Consider the following 16,086-nt stretch of genomic DNA (forward strand, 5'->3'; position numbering starts at 1 on the left):
TTAGTTTACATTTTCTTGTTCTGCCTTTAAGGTAGCTTGTTGTTCTTCTTCTGGGGTGAGAAGTTCAAATTCGGTATCGCTTTCGTCATTGGTACAGCTAGATACTGCCATAGCAGAAAAAATAAGGGTAATCAAGAGTAAAATTGTCTTCATAATAGTAGGATTTGGGAGCGGCATGAGTGCCTAATCAGTACGTTTATAACGAATTACCATTAAAATTCTTGCCTTTATATCCAAAATATCGATAACTTACTTCGTGCTAAATCAGGCAATATGGCTCAAACAGTAAGAAATAAAGTAGCATGGGTGGTTTTCGTTTTGCTGGCCATAGGAATTGGTCTTTACCCTTTGATTTACTTATTTGCCACGGAAGATTTTGGACTTTTGATGAATAAATCCGAAGACTTATTGTCAAGCACGGTCTGGAATCTTGCCTTTTTCGGTCATATAAGCTTTGGAGGTTTGGCACTGTTGATCGGTTGGTCACAGTTTATAAAAAAGCTTCGTGCCAAGCGGCTCAATTTGCATAGGAACCTTGGAAAAGTATATGTTATTGCTGCTTTGATTAGTGGTTTGTGCGGTGTTTACCTTGGTTTTTTCGCAACAGGGGGGATTGTGTCATCTTTGGGTTTTATAAGTCTTGGAGTTATTTGGCTGTTTACAACATTAAGGGCTTATATCGCAGTAAAAAACAAAGACCTTTCCCTACATCAAGGAATGATGATTTACAGTTACGCCGCTTGTTTTGCAGCAGTTACCCTGCGCATTTGGTTGCCTTTCCTGACTATTGTATTCGGCGAGTTTTTAATAGCTTATAAAATCGTTGCTTGGCTCTGTTGGGTGCCCAATATGATTTTTGCCCAAATTTGGGTAAAGAAAAAAGGCCTGACTCTCGTTTAATCTACTTGGCAAACAATTGCCCCATATCTTTAAAAGCCTTGAACTCCAAAGCATTGCCGGCAGGGTCTAAAAAGAACATGGTAGCCTGCTCTCCGGGCTCACCTTTAAACCGGATGTAAGGTTCAATTACAAAATCAATCCCCTTTTCCATTAATTCTTTTGAAAATGTTTGAAAGGTATCCCATGGCAAAACCACACCATAATGAGGTACGGGTACATTTTTGCCATCAACGGGGTTGGTATGTGTTTCTTCTTCGGATTTAGGCTTATAATGAATAACAAATTGATGTCCGAAAAAGTTGAAGTCTACCCATTGTTCGGCACTTCTACCTTCTTCACACCCGAGTACATCGCGATAAAAGGTTCTACATTCATCTAAATTATGCACAGGAACGGCAACATGGAAGGGGGTTGTTTTTTGCATGGTCTATTTTTCTTGAAAATTAGGACAACTTTATCAAGCTTCCAAAAAAGAGACGATTTGATTGTTCACATCATCCTGATGCATGGAATGGCCAAGTCCTTCGGTACTGACCAAGGTGCTATCTTTCCAATTTTTATTTACTGCTACAGAAGCATGGTACGGAGTAATGTTGTCATGTTTATCATGAAACAACAACCCTTTTTTGCTTAAGGATTGTGCAAACTTGGACGTTGAAAATTCATTTATTTTAAATCCAAACCTATCCAAAATATACTTGTCCAAATGTTTCATTACTCGATTGTTGAACTTTAACAAGTCTTGAAAGTGTTCCATGATTTCATGGAATTCGGATGGAGATCCGATCGTGACCATTTTTTCAACCTCATCACTTGGGTTTTTGTATTGGTTGTAGATAATGGTCATCCCACCTACGGAATGTCCAATAAGATGTTTTGGATTATATTTTTTCACCATATAGTTTACCGCTTCTTCGTATAAAGGCACATAGAGATGTTTTCCAGAGGAATACCCGTGTGATGGAGCGTCAAACGCAATGATATTAAAATCCGCTTCCCTAAGTTTTTTGATGAGGTTGCGCCACCGAAAGGTGTTGCTCTCCCATCCATGTACCAACAAAACGGTTTCTTTGTTTCCGGGCCAGTGATAGGATTGTACCTTGTGGCCGGCTATATTCTCTATGTTGAGCTTGGAACCGTCCAAATATTCGGCCTGTTCCGGTCCAACACGTCCTTTTCTTACCGTACAAAATACATGAAAAGCATTCTCGGCTGCCTTTTTGGGTGCAATTAACGTATAGGCATTATAGTATTGCCCATAGGCCAATGGAATTATTTTATTAAGTAGTTTTTTCATGAGGTTACTTTTTGTAACTTACTCTTAATTGGAAACTAAAAGTACATATTCATTTTAGAAAAGAAAAGAAGTGATTGATTGCAAACTAGGTATGTAAATGGAAACTATTACTGAAAATCAGAAAGTTAGAACGGTAAAAAAAATAGAAAAAATGTTTGGGCACATCGATTACAAGAACCCGCCCGAACTGTGCCCCGTTCGAGATGTAATGTCAGTGGCTTCGGATCAATGGAGTGTTTTAATTCTACTTTGGTTAGGCTATTTTCCTGTACTTCGGTTCAACAAACTCAAAAAATACGTCTACGGGATTTCCAATAAAGTACTAAGCCAACGCTTAAAGGTTTTAGAAGCGGATGGTTATATTAAACGTAAAGCCTATCCCGAGGTACCGATTCGGGTGGAATATAGCCTTACTGAATTTGGACGATCTTATGTGGAAAAATTGCTGGAACTTACCGAATGGATGCACGATAACAGCCCAAAGGTTATGGCCAATCGTGAAAAGTATGGATTGTTCTAGTTCCTAATACGGTTCCAAATATCTAAATACATTTTCCAATTTCCATCCTCTTTCTTCCAGACTACGACATATTTACCCCTCCAATTGGATACAGAACCGTCCTTGTTTTCAGATTTTCCTTGGAAATAGCCATAGTCATGTGCATGGTCACCTAGAAAGGTGATTTCTTCAGGGTTGATTTCGTGGTGCAAAATTTTGGTTCCTGATCCTAGCATCCACCTCTTTTTAATGGCTTCCCTTCCGGCAATAATGTCGGCATTGTTTGGAAAAATTTTGGCATCTTCCGTATAGCTATTGGCTATGGTTTCAAAGTCACCTTCCATGTAGGCCTTTGAAAAGACTTTGGTGGCCGCTATGATTTTTGCTTCATCAGCGGGTTGATGTATAGAGGTTTTACCATTGGAACAATCTATTTTCCAAGTAGGATAAATCACAGATTCTGTTTTATCTACCCATTCCCCAATCCATTTAAAACCACTCTCGTTAATATTATAGAACGAAATTTTGTAAAATCCGTCTGTACCATTTGGAGCTTTTTGTTCCCTGTATAGCACTATTTTTCCATCCTCTGTTTTTTTGCCTTCCCAAGTAGGTAATTTGGTAACTGTGCTTGAAGTAGAGTAATAATGTACATACCAACGTGTGCTATCTGGAATAAATTGACGTATGCTACCTGAATAGGTACCATCTTCTTTTAGCGTTTCGTCCTGAATGGCCATTCCGTTCATGATATATTTGAAACGCCAGATCATGTTAACAGGCTCGGCCCAGGTTCCATCTGCTTTGCGAAGCTCGGATTTACACTGGCACTCCCCTATTAATGGAGCGAAATCCATGAGTTCAGAAGGCGCATCTGGATTGGGCAGACCATACGGGTGTCCCAATGAAGGTTCAAAATTGAATTGGGCGAATGTAAATACCGGAAAAATGACGAACAAGTACAGTAATTTTTTCATTCGGATAGGTTTTTGCTTAATTTATCCAAATAAGTATCAGATTGCCAGATATTTGGCATTTAATTAACAGGCTATTCCCAGCCTAGCATCAAGTACTTGATTTTGGCCCCGTCTGGTATTTGAACCGCATCAATGTCAGAGGTTGAAAAGCGTAAATTTTCAGGGAGTTCCTCCTTGTCGATAGTAAAGTAGAGGTTGCTTTCCTTTGGAAAAACCACAATACTGTTCAAAGTGGTCACAATTTTTTTGATATCGTATTTACTTTGGATATCCTTAAAAGTGCTTTTTAACCCTATCCCGTTTTCTGTTACATATCTAGGGTCCATAACCCGAACATTCTCAATAGTGGGGATACTGTCCGAGTTAGCGGTAAGCGTTAAAAGGTGTTTGCCTCCTTTTTCAAAAACTTCAATTTTTTTAGGGGAAGCACCTAAATTGATTTGAGCAGTGTCTCCCACAACTGAATCTTTTATAAAGGTGGATTCCATTTCTTTTACGGCGGTGGTCTGGGTCAATGGGCCTACGCTTGTTTCCGTAATTAAGAATGTGATATCTTTTTGGCAAGAATGAATTAATGCAATACCAAAAACTAAGGCAATTACTCTGCTTGTCTTTTTCATAAAATTATCGAATCACTTTTTTTAAAACCCCTAACACTCCCCTGATAAATGTAGCGCTTGTCAAAACTTTGACCACAGGGTTCATTCGGGTGCTCTTTCGGCTTGTTGACCTTCGGCTTGTTGATTTTTCTTTCTTGGCCTCTTTTTCAGCCTTTTCAATTTTTTCGGTGAGGATTTCGTAGGCGCTCTCACGATCGATTTCCTCATTATATTTTTTAATCAATTTAGACTTGTCCAATACCTCCTTGATTTCGGAATCGCTCAAAATATCCATGCGGCTCATGGGTGCGCGCATCATGGTGGCCGCCAATGGTGTTGGGCGCCCTTTTTCGTCCAAGGCGGATATCAGCGCTTCACCGGTTCCCAATGATGTAAGTACCTCTGCAGTATCATAGAATTCGGAAATAGGATAGTTTTGGGCGGTAAGCTTAATTGCTTTCCTGTCCTTGGCCGTAAACGCACGGAGTGCATGCTGTATCTTCAATCCCAATTGTGCCAAAACATCATCCGGTACATCAGTAGGGTTTTGGGTCACAAAATAAAGCCCAATTCCCTTGGAGCGTATCAACTTTACAATACTTTCAATCTGGTCCAAAAGTGCTTTGCTGGCATTGTCAAAAATCAGATGGGCCTCATCTATGAACAACACCAATTCTGGTCTATCGCTATCCCCTTGTTCGGGAAAAGTGGAGTAAATCTCGGCCAAAAGACTTAACATAAATGTTGAGAACAGTTTAGGTCTGTCCTGGATATCGGTCAATCGGATAATGTTCACGTAACCACGCCCATTTTCATCAATCCGAACCAAGTCATCCACATCAAAGGATTTTTCACCAAAGAATAAATCTGCACCTTGCTGCTCCAGTTCAATAATCTTCCTTAAAATGGTGCCGGTAGAACTTGTAGAGATACGACCATATTCTTTTTGGAACTCTTCTTTTCCTTCGCCAGTGGCATATTGCAATACCTTTTTAAAATCATTTAGGTCAAGAAGCGGAAGTTTGTTGTCGTCACAATATTTAAAAACTACAGCAACAATACCTTCTTGGGTAACACTAAGGTCCAAAATCCTTGAAAGCAAAACAGGGCCAAACTCAGAAACAGTAGCACGTAAGCGAACTCCTTCTTGTTCCGAGAGGGACATAATTTCCACAGGGAAACCTTTGGCTTCAAAAGAAAGCCCTATTTTTTCTTGGCGTTCATCAATTTTTGGGTGACCAGGACTGGGTTGGGCAATACCACTAAGGTCACCTTTTAGGTCCATGAGCAATACAGGAATTCCCTTGTCGGATAGGTTTTCGGCCAATACCTGTAGGGTTTTGGTTTTTCCCGTTCCCGTGGCACCGGCAATAAGCCCATGGCGATTCATTGTTTTTAGAGGAATTTTAATGTAGGCGTTGGTCATGGTCTCACCATCCAACATTCCAGCACCCACGGTAATGAAATCGCCCTTCATGGCGTACCCTTGCTCTATATGCTCAAAGAATTTTTCTTTGTTGCCCATTGCGTTCAATTTGCGATAAAAATAGGGTAATTTTAAGCAAAACTAAAAACGGGATTATGAAACCTTTTCACTTTGCACTATTGTCAATTCTGATGAGTGGCGTAATGGCCACTTCCTATGCACAAGAAAGTACGGAGATTATTTTTTATAAATCACACGAACCAAAAAAGCAAAATGCTCCTTTTAGCGATGTGGTACAGGCGGGAAACATGTACTTTTTGGCCGGGCAAATAGGGATGGACCATGCCACTCGAACACTTGTTGAAGGCGGTATTCAGGCAGAAACGGAGCAAGCCATAAAAAATATTGAGGATGTGTTGGCCCAACATGGAATGACCTTGGACAATGTGGTAAAATGTACCGTGATTTTAGCCAACATTGAAGATTTTGCGGCCTTTAATGAAGTTTATACCCAATATTTCACCAAAAAACCAGCTCGGACCACCTATGCAGCCAAGGGCCTTGCGGCAAAGAGCAGTATAGAAATTGATGTTATTGCCGTAAAATAGGTGAAACCATAGAAGAGGATTATCTTTGCACCATGGTTGAAGAAAATGTAATGGATTTGGTGGAAAAGGGCTTGATGCTGCCCCTAATGGAAGAATTTTATACCATTCAAGGGGAAGGCTACCATAAAGGTACAGCAGCTTATTTTATAAGAGTTGGTGGATGCGATGTGGGTTGCCATTGGTGTGATGTTAAGGAGAGCTGGAATGCCGAAACTCATCCTCCTACAACTATTGAGAGTATTGTGGCCAATGCCGAAAAGTATTCCGATACCATTGTAATCACTGGAGGTGAACCACTTACTTGGGACATGGGGCCGTTGACCCAAGGCCTCAAGGAAAGGGGTATGACAATTCATATTGAAACTTCGGGAGCGTATCCATTGACAGGCGTATGGGATTGGATTTGTCTATCCCCAAAGAAAAATAAACTTCCAGTGGGCGATATCTATAAAAAAGCCCAAGAATTAAAAGTGATTGTTTACAATAAGCACGACTTCATTTTTGCTGAAGAGCAAGCTGCACAAGTTGGGGAAGATTGTATCCTTTACCTTCAACCGGAATGGAGTGTTCGTGATAAAATGGTACCGAAAATTGTGGATTATGTGATGAAACACCCCAAATGGAAGGTTTCCCTACAGACCCACAAGTATTTGAATATTCCTTAAGCTATGGGTTAACGCCCCCCGTATTTTTGAAGGTCCAAAAGGCATTCGGAATCAAAATCAGGAATAGAAGCTAGGCCCTTGGAGGTATTTTTTTCCATCTGCTTTAAAAGAGAGGCTCCAAATTCCAGCTCTGAACGCATTAAGCAGCCATCCACATTACAATGGTTATTGCCTTCTTCATTGCCATCATCATTAATAATGGTTTCTTCGTGTTCGTTTACCGATTGGGTTGATAAGTTGACCAGTCCGAATAAATGACCAAATTCATGTAATAAAGTCGCGGTTTCAACATCGGCAATGGATACAGAAGAACTTCTATTGGCTATATCTTCTACTGTGGATTGGTATATAACCATGGAAGTATTACGGTAAACCGCTCCTAATGTCACAAGATTTTCATCACCTTGATCACTTTCGGTAGGAGCATCAGCAAAATATATGTAGACAGCCATGGTATTGCCATCATTATATTGGGTCCGGTTCTCTTCTTCAAGATCTACAACTTCTTCCAATGTCAATGTTTCCTCAGAGGGTGAAGAAAGCGATGTGAATTTGAATTCCACATTTTCCTTATAGGTTCTTGCTAGTAAAAACTCCTCGAAATTGGAAATGGCCTCAAAAGTTGGTTCAAAACCGGCAACATAGGCGATTTCTATCAAAAGGTTATCAAAATTATCATTGGATAATAGATCTCTGGCCGATGCGCCAGTAGTTAGAAGGTTTCCAGCTTTAAGGTTGGTATTGGAACCTGCAGATGTAATATCCGAATCCTTGGAACAGCTTAGTAAAATTCCAAAACAACATAAAGCATAAAGAGCAATTTTTTTCATAGCAATGTAATAAGTATTAGAACGTTCCACATCCGAAACTATTATTCTTTTAACGTAAGCTTGGCTAAATAGTCGTAATGCTCACCCGATATTACACGTTCGCAATTAAAACCATTGGATTCGCAGGCGTTTTGCAAAGTGTTGAAATCTACATAAATCCAATCAAAAGGTTTGCTTTTTTTGCCTTTGTACTCCATGGTAAAAGCTACTTCGCCATAATAGGTTCCATCGTTTGGAATCCAGTATCCGCCATCTTCGTCTTGTTCAAACATATAGATGATATCGCTGGAATCCAATAAAATTTGACCATTTGACTGCAATAATGAGGCCAAATGTTGTAAAAAACGACTTAAATTGTTCAGCTTTCCTGCTAATCCAATTCCATTCATCAACAAAAGCAAGGTGTCGTATTTTTCTCCTGAGTAGTCCAAAATATCACTTAAAATGGTGGATTGCACTCCTCTTTTCTTACAAACGGCAATACATCCTTCAGAATTATCCAAAGCCGTGACCTCAATCCCTTTTTTTTGAAGGTACAACGCATGACTTCCCGCTCCGGCACCAATATCCAATACTTTTCCACGCGCCAATTGGAGCGCTTTTTGTTCGATTATGGGCATTTCATCGAATCTTCGGAATAAATAGGGAATAGGGATAACATCTTCTTCATCTAAAGATGAATAGGTTTTTATGTCCTCCGTATAGTGCCCTTTTTCGTAATCCAGTAGGGCCGTTCCAAAAACATCTGCCATCGTTTAGGGTTGTTTCTGCAAAGGTGGGACTTTAATTGCATTGAAAGGTTTAAAATGGATAAGTTTGTGCTATGGATGAAATACTCAGGGATTTACCACAAAAGGCCAGGGAGAAACATTCCGAGAACAAAAAGTTTTTTGCCAAGTTAAAAAAGCGTCCGCCCAAAGACCTTGACTACTCTATGCAAGAATTGCACGAGGCCGAGTTTGAACGAACCGACTGCCTAACCTGTGCCAATTGTTGTAAAACCACGGGTCCGTTGTTCACCAATGCAGATATTCAAAGGATTGCCAAATTTTTTAGAATGAAACCCTCCCAATTTATTGATGAATATTTAAGGATGGATGAAGAAAACGATTATGTGCTAAAATCAGTTCCTTGCACCTTTTTAGGGGATGATAATTATTGTTCCATTTATGATGTCCGGCCAAAAGCCTGTCGTGAGTTTCCCCATACGGACCGAAAAAAGTTCCAACAGATTACCAACCTTACCTTGAAGAATGTGGCTATTTGTCCTGCGGCATTTAATATTGTGGAAGAAATGAAAAAAGCCATCAAATTTTAATGATTTGCTATATTTGAGGGAATGGAACAACTAATTTCATATTTCGAGACCATTCCTTCGTTGCACCGAAGTCTAATTTTGGTGGGAGGAATCACTTTTTTTTGGATTTTGGAAGGTATGGTACCCTTATTCAAAGTACCGTACAAAAAATGGAGACATTCCATTCCCAATTTCTTTTTAACATTGACAACGATCATTGTAAATTTTCCATTAGCCTTTTTACTGCTTAAATCTTCCGATTGGGCCGTGGAAAACCAATTTGGTATAATTAACTGGTTGCCCGAAATGCCTTTATGGCTTTATGTTGTTCTTGGTGTAATGTTGTTGGATTTGATTGGAGCCTACGCGGCCCATTGGGTAGAACATAAGGTTAAGCCCCTTTGGATGGTTCATTTGGTGCACCATTCCGATCATAATGTGGATACTACCACTGCAAATAGGCACCATCCTTTGGAGAGTTTAATCAGATATGCGTTCACTTTGGCAGGTGTCGTTATTGTTGGTGCACCCATTGGAATGATCATGTTGTATCAAAGCTTGTCCGTGGTCTTCTCACAGTTCAATCACGCCAATATTCGATTGCCGAAGAAAGTTGACAATGCCATTAGCTGGTTCATAGTAAGTCCGGATATGCACAAAGTGCACCATCATTATCAATTGCCCTATACCGATTCCAACTACGGAAATATTTTCTCCATTTGGGACAGATTATTCGGTACCTATATGTCCATGGACCCCAAAGATATTGTGTATGGGGTGGATACATTTCCCGATGAAAAGGAGAACAGCAGCATTAAAGGACTACTAAAACAACCTTTCCACAAATATCGCAGGCCTACAACTGAGGGTTAAGCGGTCATTTGGAATTGAGATAATGCGCATCGATTGAAAAACCTCCATTTTTCAAGAGATTTCGACTGGGCTCCATGTGACATTCCTTAATCAATCATAAATCAAATACTTCGCCCGTATTTTTTTAAAGCTTTCCAGGCCATCTTGCCAAGTAGCTTTAATTTCTTCATTGGTCATACCCTCTTCAATTTGTTTTTGAAGTAGGGGAGTGCCCGCATGTTTGGTAAAGCCACTCGTCAAAAAGAATTTGGACTTGTCCAAAGTGTTCTTATAGGCATCTATCACCCATTGCATGGTCACCTCGTTCATTCTTGGGGTTTTAGACAGGTCACGGCCATAGCAGGTTTTGCCCTCTTCTTTTGGGTATTTGGAACCGAAGTTAGGTTGGGGCATGTAGCTAAAATCATATTCGGTGCTATCCATAAAGGATGCCCCGTAGCGTTGAAACTGAAACTCAGTGCCACGTCCAGCATTCACATTAGTGCCTTCAAACAATCCCAAGCTAGGGTAAAGGGTGATGGATGTGTCGTTGGGCAAGTTTGGAGAGGGGCGGATCGGTAAATGATATTCAGAATCGTGGGTATAGTTTTCTAACTCTATTACGGTTAAATCAGCTTTGTTGCTATTTTCCAACCATCCCTCGCCATTTAACATTTTGGCATATTCACCCATGGTCATGCCATAAACAAGAGGAATCGTGTTCATGCCCAAATAACTGGTGTGATCTTCCATCATGGTGGGGCCATCCACATAATGTCCGTTGGGATTGGGTCTGTCCAAAACAATTATCGGCGTATTGTTTTCGGCACAAGCTTCCATTACCAATTGTAAGGAAGCAATAAACGTGTAGAATCGAACTCCCACATCCTGAATATCAAAAACAATAACATCCAATCCACTAAGTTGTTCTTTGGAAGGTTTTCTGTTCTTGCCGTAAAGTGAAATAATCGGCAGACCTGTTTGAGTGTCCACTCCATCTTTTACGTGCTCCCCAGCATCTGCTGTACCTCGAAACCCATGTTCTGGAGCAAATACTTGCTTTACATCCATGTTTTCAGAAAGTAAGGAGTCTACTAAATGGGTATGCCCTTTTTCGTTGAAAACAACACTGGTGGGATTGGCCACTACGCCCACTTTTTTTCCTTTTAAAAGGGGAAGATATCTTTCAGTTCGATTTGCTGCCACTTTAATGGGAGCAGGTGAATCGGTTTGAGCCTCTGAAGCAGAAATAGTTTCTTTTTGCTGTCCCTTGCAAGAGGAAAACACCAAAAACAACAATAAAACTGTACTTTTGAATCTAGATAAAATGGGCATTCGTTGAATTTAGAATTATTTATTGCCAAACGCCTTGTTACAGGGAAGGAACATAAAATTAGTATTTCCGCCCCGATAATAAAAATTGCCATTGCTGCGATTGCAATCGGTGTGGTGATGATGCTCATTGCCATTGCCACCGGCGTGGGTCTTAAAAACAAGATTCGCGAAAAAGTAGCTGCATTTAACGGCCATATCCAAATTTCCAATTTTGATAATAATAACTCCGAGGTTTCCTTGATGCCGGTTTCCATAAATCAGGATTTTTATCCCGATTTTAAGAATGTAGAGGGAGTGAGGCATGTTCAGGCTGTGGCTACCAAAGGAGGGATTATCCGTACAGCCGATACTTTTGAGGGAATGCTGGCCAAAGGAGTGGGCACCGATTACGATTGGAGCACTTTTGAGGAATATCTTGTTGACGGAAGGTTACCCGATTACAGTGGAAAACTGAACGAAGAGGTGTTGGTTTCCAGTTTAATGGCCAATAGGCTGCAGTTAAAGGTCGGCGATACATTCTTTTCCTTTTTCCTTCGGGATGGGGATGCTTCCAAACCACCCAATAATCGTAGGTTCGAAATTGTAGGTGTTTATGATAGCGGTTTTGAAGAGTTTGATGAAACCTACGTCCTTGTAGATATTCGACATATCCAACGCATGAACAAATGGGAGGAAAACCAAATCGGGAACTTCGAGGTTTTTCTGGATGACTTTGACCAGCTTGATGAAAAGAGCAATGAGATATATAATAAGACGCTGTCTAATTTGGATACGCAGAATATCAAAAGTAAATACTTCCGCATTTTTGAATGGATAGGTCTTTTTGATTTTAATATTGCATTGATCATTGGTATTATGGTCATCGTGGGAGGTATCAATATGATTACCGCATTGTTGGTTTTGATTTTGGAACGTACACAAATGATAGGCATATTAAAAGCCTTGGGTTCTGCCAATTGGAGTATTCGAAAAGTCTTTTTGTACAATGCAGCTTATTTGATTGCCATCGGACTTTTTTGGGGCAATCTAATTGGTCTTGGAATCATATTTCTTCAGGATAAATATCGAATGTTCAAGTTTCCGAATCCAGAGGAGTATTATATTGACTACATTCCGGTACACATGGATTTGCCGACCATCTTACTTTTAAATTTAGGGGTTATGTTCCTTTGTTTGTTGATGCTTTTGGTGCCGTCATACATCATAACCAAAATTACTCCGGTAAAGGCTATCCAATTCGAGTAGATCTTGCTGGTCGTACTGGGTTTATCAATCTAAAATTGATAACTTGGGGCACAAAATGACCCACCATGAATTTTAAACAATACTCAACCTTAGTTGCTTTAATTCTTACTGCATCTATATCCGCACAGAAACTTTCACGAACCGAAAAAAAGATTGTTTCCAGCATTGAAAAAAACAATGACGAAGCCATCGGTTTTTTGGAAAAGGTGGTGAACATTAACAGCGGAACCCTTAATGCAGAAGGCGTTAAAAAAGTGGGGATGGTTTTTAAAGATGCCTTTGATAATATTGGTTTTGAAACCACCTGGATAGAAATGCCCGAGGAAATGAACCGTTCCGGTCATCTATTTGCAGAGACTTCTGGAACAAAAGGAAAAAAGCTGTTGCTCATTGGTCATTTGGATACCGTTTTTGAAGAGGACAGCCCTTTTCAAACTTTTGAAATGGTAAACGATAGCATCGCACATGCCCCAGGAGGTAACGATATGAAAGGTGGTGATGTAATTGTGCTATATGCCCTTAAAGCATTATCCGATAATGGCCTGTTGGACGATGCACAGATTATTGTGGCATTTACCGGTGATGAAGAAAGTACGGGCAAACCTTTGTCCATAAGCAGAAAGGATTTGATTGATGCTGCCAAACGAAGTGATATTGCCCTAGGTTTTGAAACTTCCACAGGTTTTAATTATGCCACTGTTGCCAGAAGGGGTGCTTCTGGATGGGCAGTTGAAGTTGAGGGAAAACGTGCTCATTCCTCTGGAATTTTTAGTGAAGGAACCGGTGCAGGGGCTATTTTTGAGATGTCCCGAATTCTTCATGAGTTTTATACCGATGTTAAAGGAGAAGATTTATTGACCTTCAACCCTGGTGTTTTGCTTGGAGGCACTTTTGTAAATTATGATGAGTTGACCAGCAAAGGAGATGCTTTCGGAAAAACCAATGTTGTTGCCCAAAAAGCGGTGGTCAAAGGTGGGCTTCGATTTATATCCGAAGAGCAAAAAGAACGGGCCAGAACCAAAATGAGGAAAATTGTTGCCAACAATCTACCTAAAACTTCAGCAACTGTAAGTTTTACGGATAGCTACCCGGCCATGCAGCCTACCGAGGGCAACCTTGAATTATTGAGTACTTTGAATGAGGTAAGTTTGGATTTGAAACAGGGCGAGGTTTTGGCCTATGACCCGGGAAGAAGAGGTGCTGCCGATGTTTCCTTTGTTGCCCAATATGTAGATGGATTGGACGGATTGGGCACTATGGGTTCCAATGCCCATACGCCACAAGAAACTGTCAACCTGAATACCATTGAAGAATTGACCAAGCGTACGGCGATCTTGATTTACCGATTGATAAACACAAAATAATGGTTGAACTTAAAAGTAAAAATACCAAAGTAGGGATTGATGCAGGCGAATTAGTGAGCTTTGTGGTCAATGGTCATGAATTTATCCATCAAAAAGGAAGTCCGGGATGGGGAAGTGCCGATACGGAAATGTTTCCCATTATTGGGCCGGTCAATGAGGCTGGGTTTAGGGTTAAAACCCCAAAAGGAGATGCTGTACAAGATCAGCACGGACATTTGCGCCAAATGGAATATCAGTTGGAATCTCAAACCGATACTTCTGCAATTTTTGCAAAGCAATACCGATCAGGAGCTGAAATTATCAATTCAAAATTCCCGGAAAAATCTACTGAAGAAGCACTTACATGGCCTTATGATTTTAGGTTTGAAAAATCCTTTTTGCTCAAGGAAGGTGCTTTGGAAATTAATTTTAAAATCACTGGTGAACAAGGAATGCCATTTATGTTGGGATATCACCCCGCATTTAAATTGCAGTCAAAATCACCAATAATTGTGACTAAGGACAAAAAGATTACTCTGGATGAGGTTTTGGCCGTTGGGAGTCGCGCCTTTCAAGTAGCAGATTGTACTTCCGTCACATTAAAGGATGAAAGAGAAATCACCATAGAGACCGAAGGATTTGGAAATTTTATGTGCTGGACCGAGGTGAGGAACATGGTCTGTATCGAACCAATTTCGTTTTATCCTTATGCCGTGAGGCAAAAGGATTTGCATCAAGGATTTCAGCAATTGGATAGATCGGCACAATTTAAAGTAATCTTGAAGCCGGAAGCATAACTTTGCCCTAATTTAAGGAGTAAGGGCTTGACTTTTGTTATGCTTCAAAAGATACTGAGTTAGAATACTTTCGGTTTCAACCGTATGTTTTTGTGGCGTGATAAAAGCTTCTACATCCTCTAGGGCAGATATTTCAATATCGGTATCAATAAAACCGAAACCTTTGTAAATGCCTTCAGCAATCAAAATTACCGCACTTTCGTTTTCATCCCTGCCTTTTTCCTTGATAATTCGAACCTCGGCAGTCAACAGTTTCATATGTGCAATCGCTTCTTCAACCTTTCGATTGTAATCCTCCACGGATTCTTCTCCTCTACAAATCCCTTCACAGGTGTTTATTTCATGATGAGAGCAGGCTGCGTTGGTTTGTTGCAAATGACAATATCGTGGACAAAGCGAAAAACTTTTGCAAATCTCTTCCAGATACGTCCTGCATGCTGTTTGATTATGGAAAATCTTTAAAGGAGTGGGAACACCTTTAATGGTATTGTATGCAAGGTGCATAACTCCATTTCGGTCTTCGTAGGCAAAAATGGCATATTGCCGTCCCGTTCTTTTTTGTGCCCTGTTATAGGGAGGGAACAATCTTTTTATTTCAGCGGATTCCATTAATAGGGCTACCAATTCGCTTCCAGCCAACTTAAAATCAATATTGGCTGTTTCGCTGCACATTTGGATTTCCTTGCGGCTTTTATCGTAAAAATGTCCAAGCACCCTTTTTTTAAGGTTGATGGCTTTCCCCACATAAATAATCTCTCCTTTTTGGTTCATAAAATAGTAGATGCCCGGTTTTTGGGGAATGTTGTCAAATACGGATTTTGGCAAATGGGGCGGAAGAGTGGCTTCTTGGCTTCGGGCATTCAAAAACTTTTTGAACACGTCCTCTGATTCAGGTTTGTTCAAGAGTTGTTCAAATAAAAGCACAGTGGCGTGTGCATCTCCTCTAGCTCGGTGACGGTCCACCAATGGAATTTGAACTGCAGAACACAATTTTCCCAAACTGTAAGAACGTAAACCGGGTATTAGTTGACGTGATAAGCGCACCGTACAGAGTTTTTTTCGCGTAAAATCAATTCCAATTTGCCTAAACTCTTCTTTGATGACACCATAATCAAAATTGACGGAGTGGGCCACAAAAATGCAGCCTTCCGTAATACTTTGTATGGTATCGGCTATCTCGTGAAATACTGGAGCATTTTGTACCATTTGGTCATCAATCCCCGTGAGTCCGGTAATAAAATACGGAATGGGGCTTTGAGGATTCACCAAGGATGTGAATTCGTCCACAATTTGGTCGCCATCATATTTAAAAATGGAAATCTCGGTAATCTTGTTTCCTTTGATTCCGTTTCCTGTGGTTTCTATGTCAATTATGGTGTACAAACTATGATTTACGAATAGAGATTGAAATTATGG

19 protein-coding genes are annotated in these 16,086 nt (G+C 40.3%); 9 read left to right on the top strand and 10 right to left on the bottom strand.

Annotation, left to right across the window (positions count from 1 at the left end):
- Positions 1-153, bottom strand: coding sequence for a hypothetical protein (locus D2V08_RS17285; RefSeq protein ID WP_182835483.1), 153 nt, complete (start codon positions 151-153; stop codon positions 1-3).
- Positions 154-273: 120 nt separating this feature from the next.
- On the opposite strand from D2V08_RS17285, the gene D2V08_RS04110 reads away from it, so the two are divergent.
- Positions 274-900 carry a DUF2306 domain-containing protein gene (locus D2V08_RS04110; RefSeq protein WP_119606814.1) on the top strand — a complete coding sequence of 209 codons (627 nt, stop codon included), beginning with the start codon at positions 274-276 and terminating at the stop codon, positions 898-900.
- Between the two features lies 1 nt (position 901).
- Here D2V08_RS04110 and D2V08_RS04115 read toward each other — a convergent pair whose 3' ends face one another.
- Together D2V08_RS04115 and D2V08_RS04120 are read right to left on the bottom strand one after the other, a co-directional pair.
- Positions 902-1,324, bottom strand: coding sequence for a VOC family protein (locus tag D2V08_RS04115; protein ID WP_119606815.1), 423 nt, complete (start codon positions 1,322-1,324; stop codon positions 902-904).
- A gap of 33 nt (positions 1,325-1,357) precedes the next feature.
- A complete protein-coding gene (locus D2V08_RS04120; RefSeq protein WP_119606816.1) occupies positions 1,358-2,197 on the bottom strand; it encodes an alpha/beta hydrolase in 840 nt (279 codons plus the stop codon).
- Positions 2,198-2,294: 97 nt separating this feature from the next.
- Here D2V08_RS04120 and D2V08_RS04125 point away from each other — a divergent pair, with 97 nt between their 5' ends.
- Entirely contained in the window at positions 2,295-2,717 is a 423-nt protein-coding gene (locus tag D2V08_RS04125) for a winged helix-turn-helix transcriptional regulator (protein WP_119606817.1), read from the top strand.
- On the opposite strand, the gene D2V08_RS04130 is transcribed toward D2V08_RS04125, so the two are convergent.
- From D2V08_RS04130 to D2V08_RS04140, 3 genes are all read right to left on the bottom strand, one after another.
- Positions 2,714-3,673, bottom strand: coding sequence for a YybH family protein (locus D2V08_RS04130; protein WP_119606818.1), 960 nt, complete (start codon positions 3,671-3,673; stop codon positions 2,714-2,716). The genes D2V08_RS04125 and D2V08_RS04130 overlap by 4 nt on opposite strands.
- Positions 3,674-3,744: 71 nt before the next feature.
- Complete coding sequence (locus D2V08_RS04135; protein ID WP_119606819.1) at positions 3,745-4,293, bottom strand: hypothetical protein; 549 nt, start codon at positions 4,291-4,293, stop codon at positions 3,745-3,747.
- A gap of 4 nt (positions 4,294-4,297) precedes the next feature.
- Complete coding sequence (locus D2V08_RS04140; protein WP_119606820.1) at positions 4,298-5,797, bottom strand: helicase HerA-like domain-containing protein; 1,500 nt, start codon at positions 5,795-5,797, stop codon at positions 4,298-4,300.
- A gap of 56 nt (positions 5,798-5,853) precedes the next feature.
- Between D2V08_RS04140 and D2V08_RS04145 the strand changes: the two genes are divergently transcribed.
- Both D2V08_RS04145 and D2V08_RS04150 read left to right on the top strand, forming a co-directional pair.
- On the top strand, positions 5,854-6,306 hold the full coding sequence (locus D2V08_RS04145; protein ID WP_119606821.1) for a RidA family protein: 453 nt from the start codon (positions 5,854-5,856) through the stop codon (positions 6,304-6,306).
- Between the two features lie 32 nt (positions 6,307-6,338).
- Positions 6,339-6,971 (top strand): 7-carboxy-7-deazaguanine synthase QueE, encoded by a 633-nt coding sequence (locus D2V08_RS04150; protein WP_119606822.1) that lies wholly within the window; start codon positions 6,339-6,341, stop codon positions 6,969-6,971.
- 8 nt (positions 6,972-6,979) lie between these two features.
- Here D2V08_RS04150 and D2V08_RS04155 read toward each other — a convergent pair whose 3' ends face one another.
- Both D2V08_RS04155 and D2V08_RS04160 read right to left on the bottom strand, forming a co-directional pair.
- The gene (locus D2V08_RS04155) at positions 6,980-7,801 is read right to left on the bottom strand and encodes a hypothetical protein (RefSeq protein ID WP_119606823.1); all 822 of its coding nucleotides are present in this window, start codon (positions 7,799-7,801) and stop codon (positions 6,980-6,982) included.
- Positions 7,802-7,842: 41 nt separating this feature from the next.
- Positions 7,843-8,553, bottom strand: coding sequence for a class I SAM-dependent methyltransferase (locus D2V08_RS04160; RefSeq protein WP_119606824.1), 711 nt, complete (start codon positions 8,551-8,553; stop codon positions 7,843-7,845).
- A 71-nt stretch (positions 8,554-8,624) separates the two neighbouring features.
- Here D2V08_RS04160 and D2V08_RS04165 point away from each other — a divergent pair, with 71 nt between their 5' ends.
- Both D2V08_RS04165 and D2V08_RS04170 read left to right on the top strand, forming a co-directional pair.
- Positions 8,625-9,119, top strand: coding sequence for a YkgJ family cysteine cluster protein (locus tag D2V08_RS04165; protein WP_119606825.1), 495 nt, complete (start codon positions 8,625-8,627; stop codon positions 9,117-9,119).
- A 21-nt stretch (positions 9,120-9,140) separates the two neighbouring features.
- On the top strand, positions 9,141-9,971 hold the full coding sequence (locus D2V08_RS04170; protein WP_119606826.1) for a sterol desaturase family protein: 831 nt from the start codon (positions 9,141-9,143) through the stop codon (positions 9,969-9,971).
- Between the two features lie 90 nt (positions 9,972-10,061).
- Here D2V08_RS04170 and D2V08_RS04175 read toward each other — a convergent pair whose 3' ends face one another.
- Positions 10,062-11,285, bottom strand: a complete 1,224-nt coding sequence (locus tag D2V08_RS04175; protein WP_119606827.1) for an exo-beta-N-acetylmuramidase NamZ family protein — start codon at positions 11,283-11,285, stop codon at positions 10,062-10,064.
- Between the two features lie 3 nt (positions 11,286-11,288).
- On the opposite strand from D2V08_RS04175, the gene D2V08_RS04180 reads away from it, so the two are divergent.
- The 3 genes from D2V08_RS04180 (at position 11,289) to D2V08_RS04190 (ending at position 14,670) form a co-directional block, all read left to right on the top strand.
- On the top strand, positions 11,289-12,530 hold the full coding sequence (locus tag D2V08_RS04180) for an ABC transporter permease (RefSeq protein WP_119606828.1): 1,242 nt from the start codon (positions 11,289-11,291) through the stop codon (positions 12,528-12,530).
- A 65-nt stretch (positions 12,531-12,595) separates the two neighbouring features.
- Complete coding sequence (locus tag D2V08_RS04185; RefSeq protein ID WP_119606829.1) at positions 12,596-13,894, top strand: M20/M25/M40 family metallo-hydrolase; 1,299 nt, start codon at positions 12,596-12,598, stop codon at positions 13,892-13,894.
- Positions 13,894-14,670, top strand: coding sequence for an aldose 1-epimerase (locus tag D2V08_RS04190; RefSeq protein ID WP_119606830.1), 777 nt, complete (start codon positions 13,894-13,896; stop codon positions 14,668-14,670). Before D2V08_RS04185 ends, D2V08_RS04190 begins: the two co-directional genes overlap by 1 nt.
- A 12-nt stretch (positions 14,671-14,682) precedes the next feature.
- Here D2V08_RS04190 and D2V08_RS04195 read toward each other — a convergent pair whose 3' ends face one another.
- Complete coding sequence (locus D2V08_RS04195; protein ID WP_119606831.1) at positions 14,683-16,053, bottom strand: exonuclease domain-containing protein; 1,371 nt, start codon at positions 16,051-16,053, stop codon at positions 14,683-14,685.
- Between the last annotated feature and the right edge of the window lie 33 nt (positions 16,054-16,086).

Origin of the sequence: Flagellimonas lutimaris (assembly GCF_003581615.1) — a bacterium.
GTDB classification, from domain to species: domain Bacteria; phylum Bacteroidota; class Bacteroidia; order Flavobacteriales; family Flavobacteriaceae; genus Flagellimonas; species Flagellimonas lutimaris.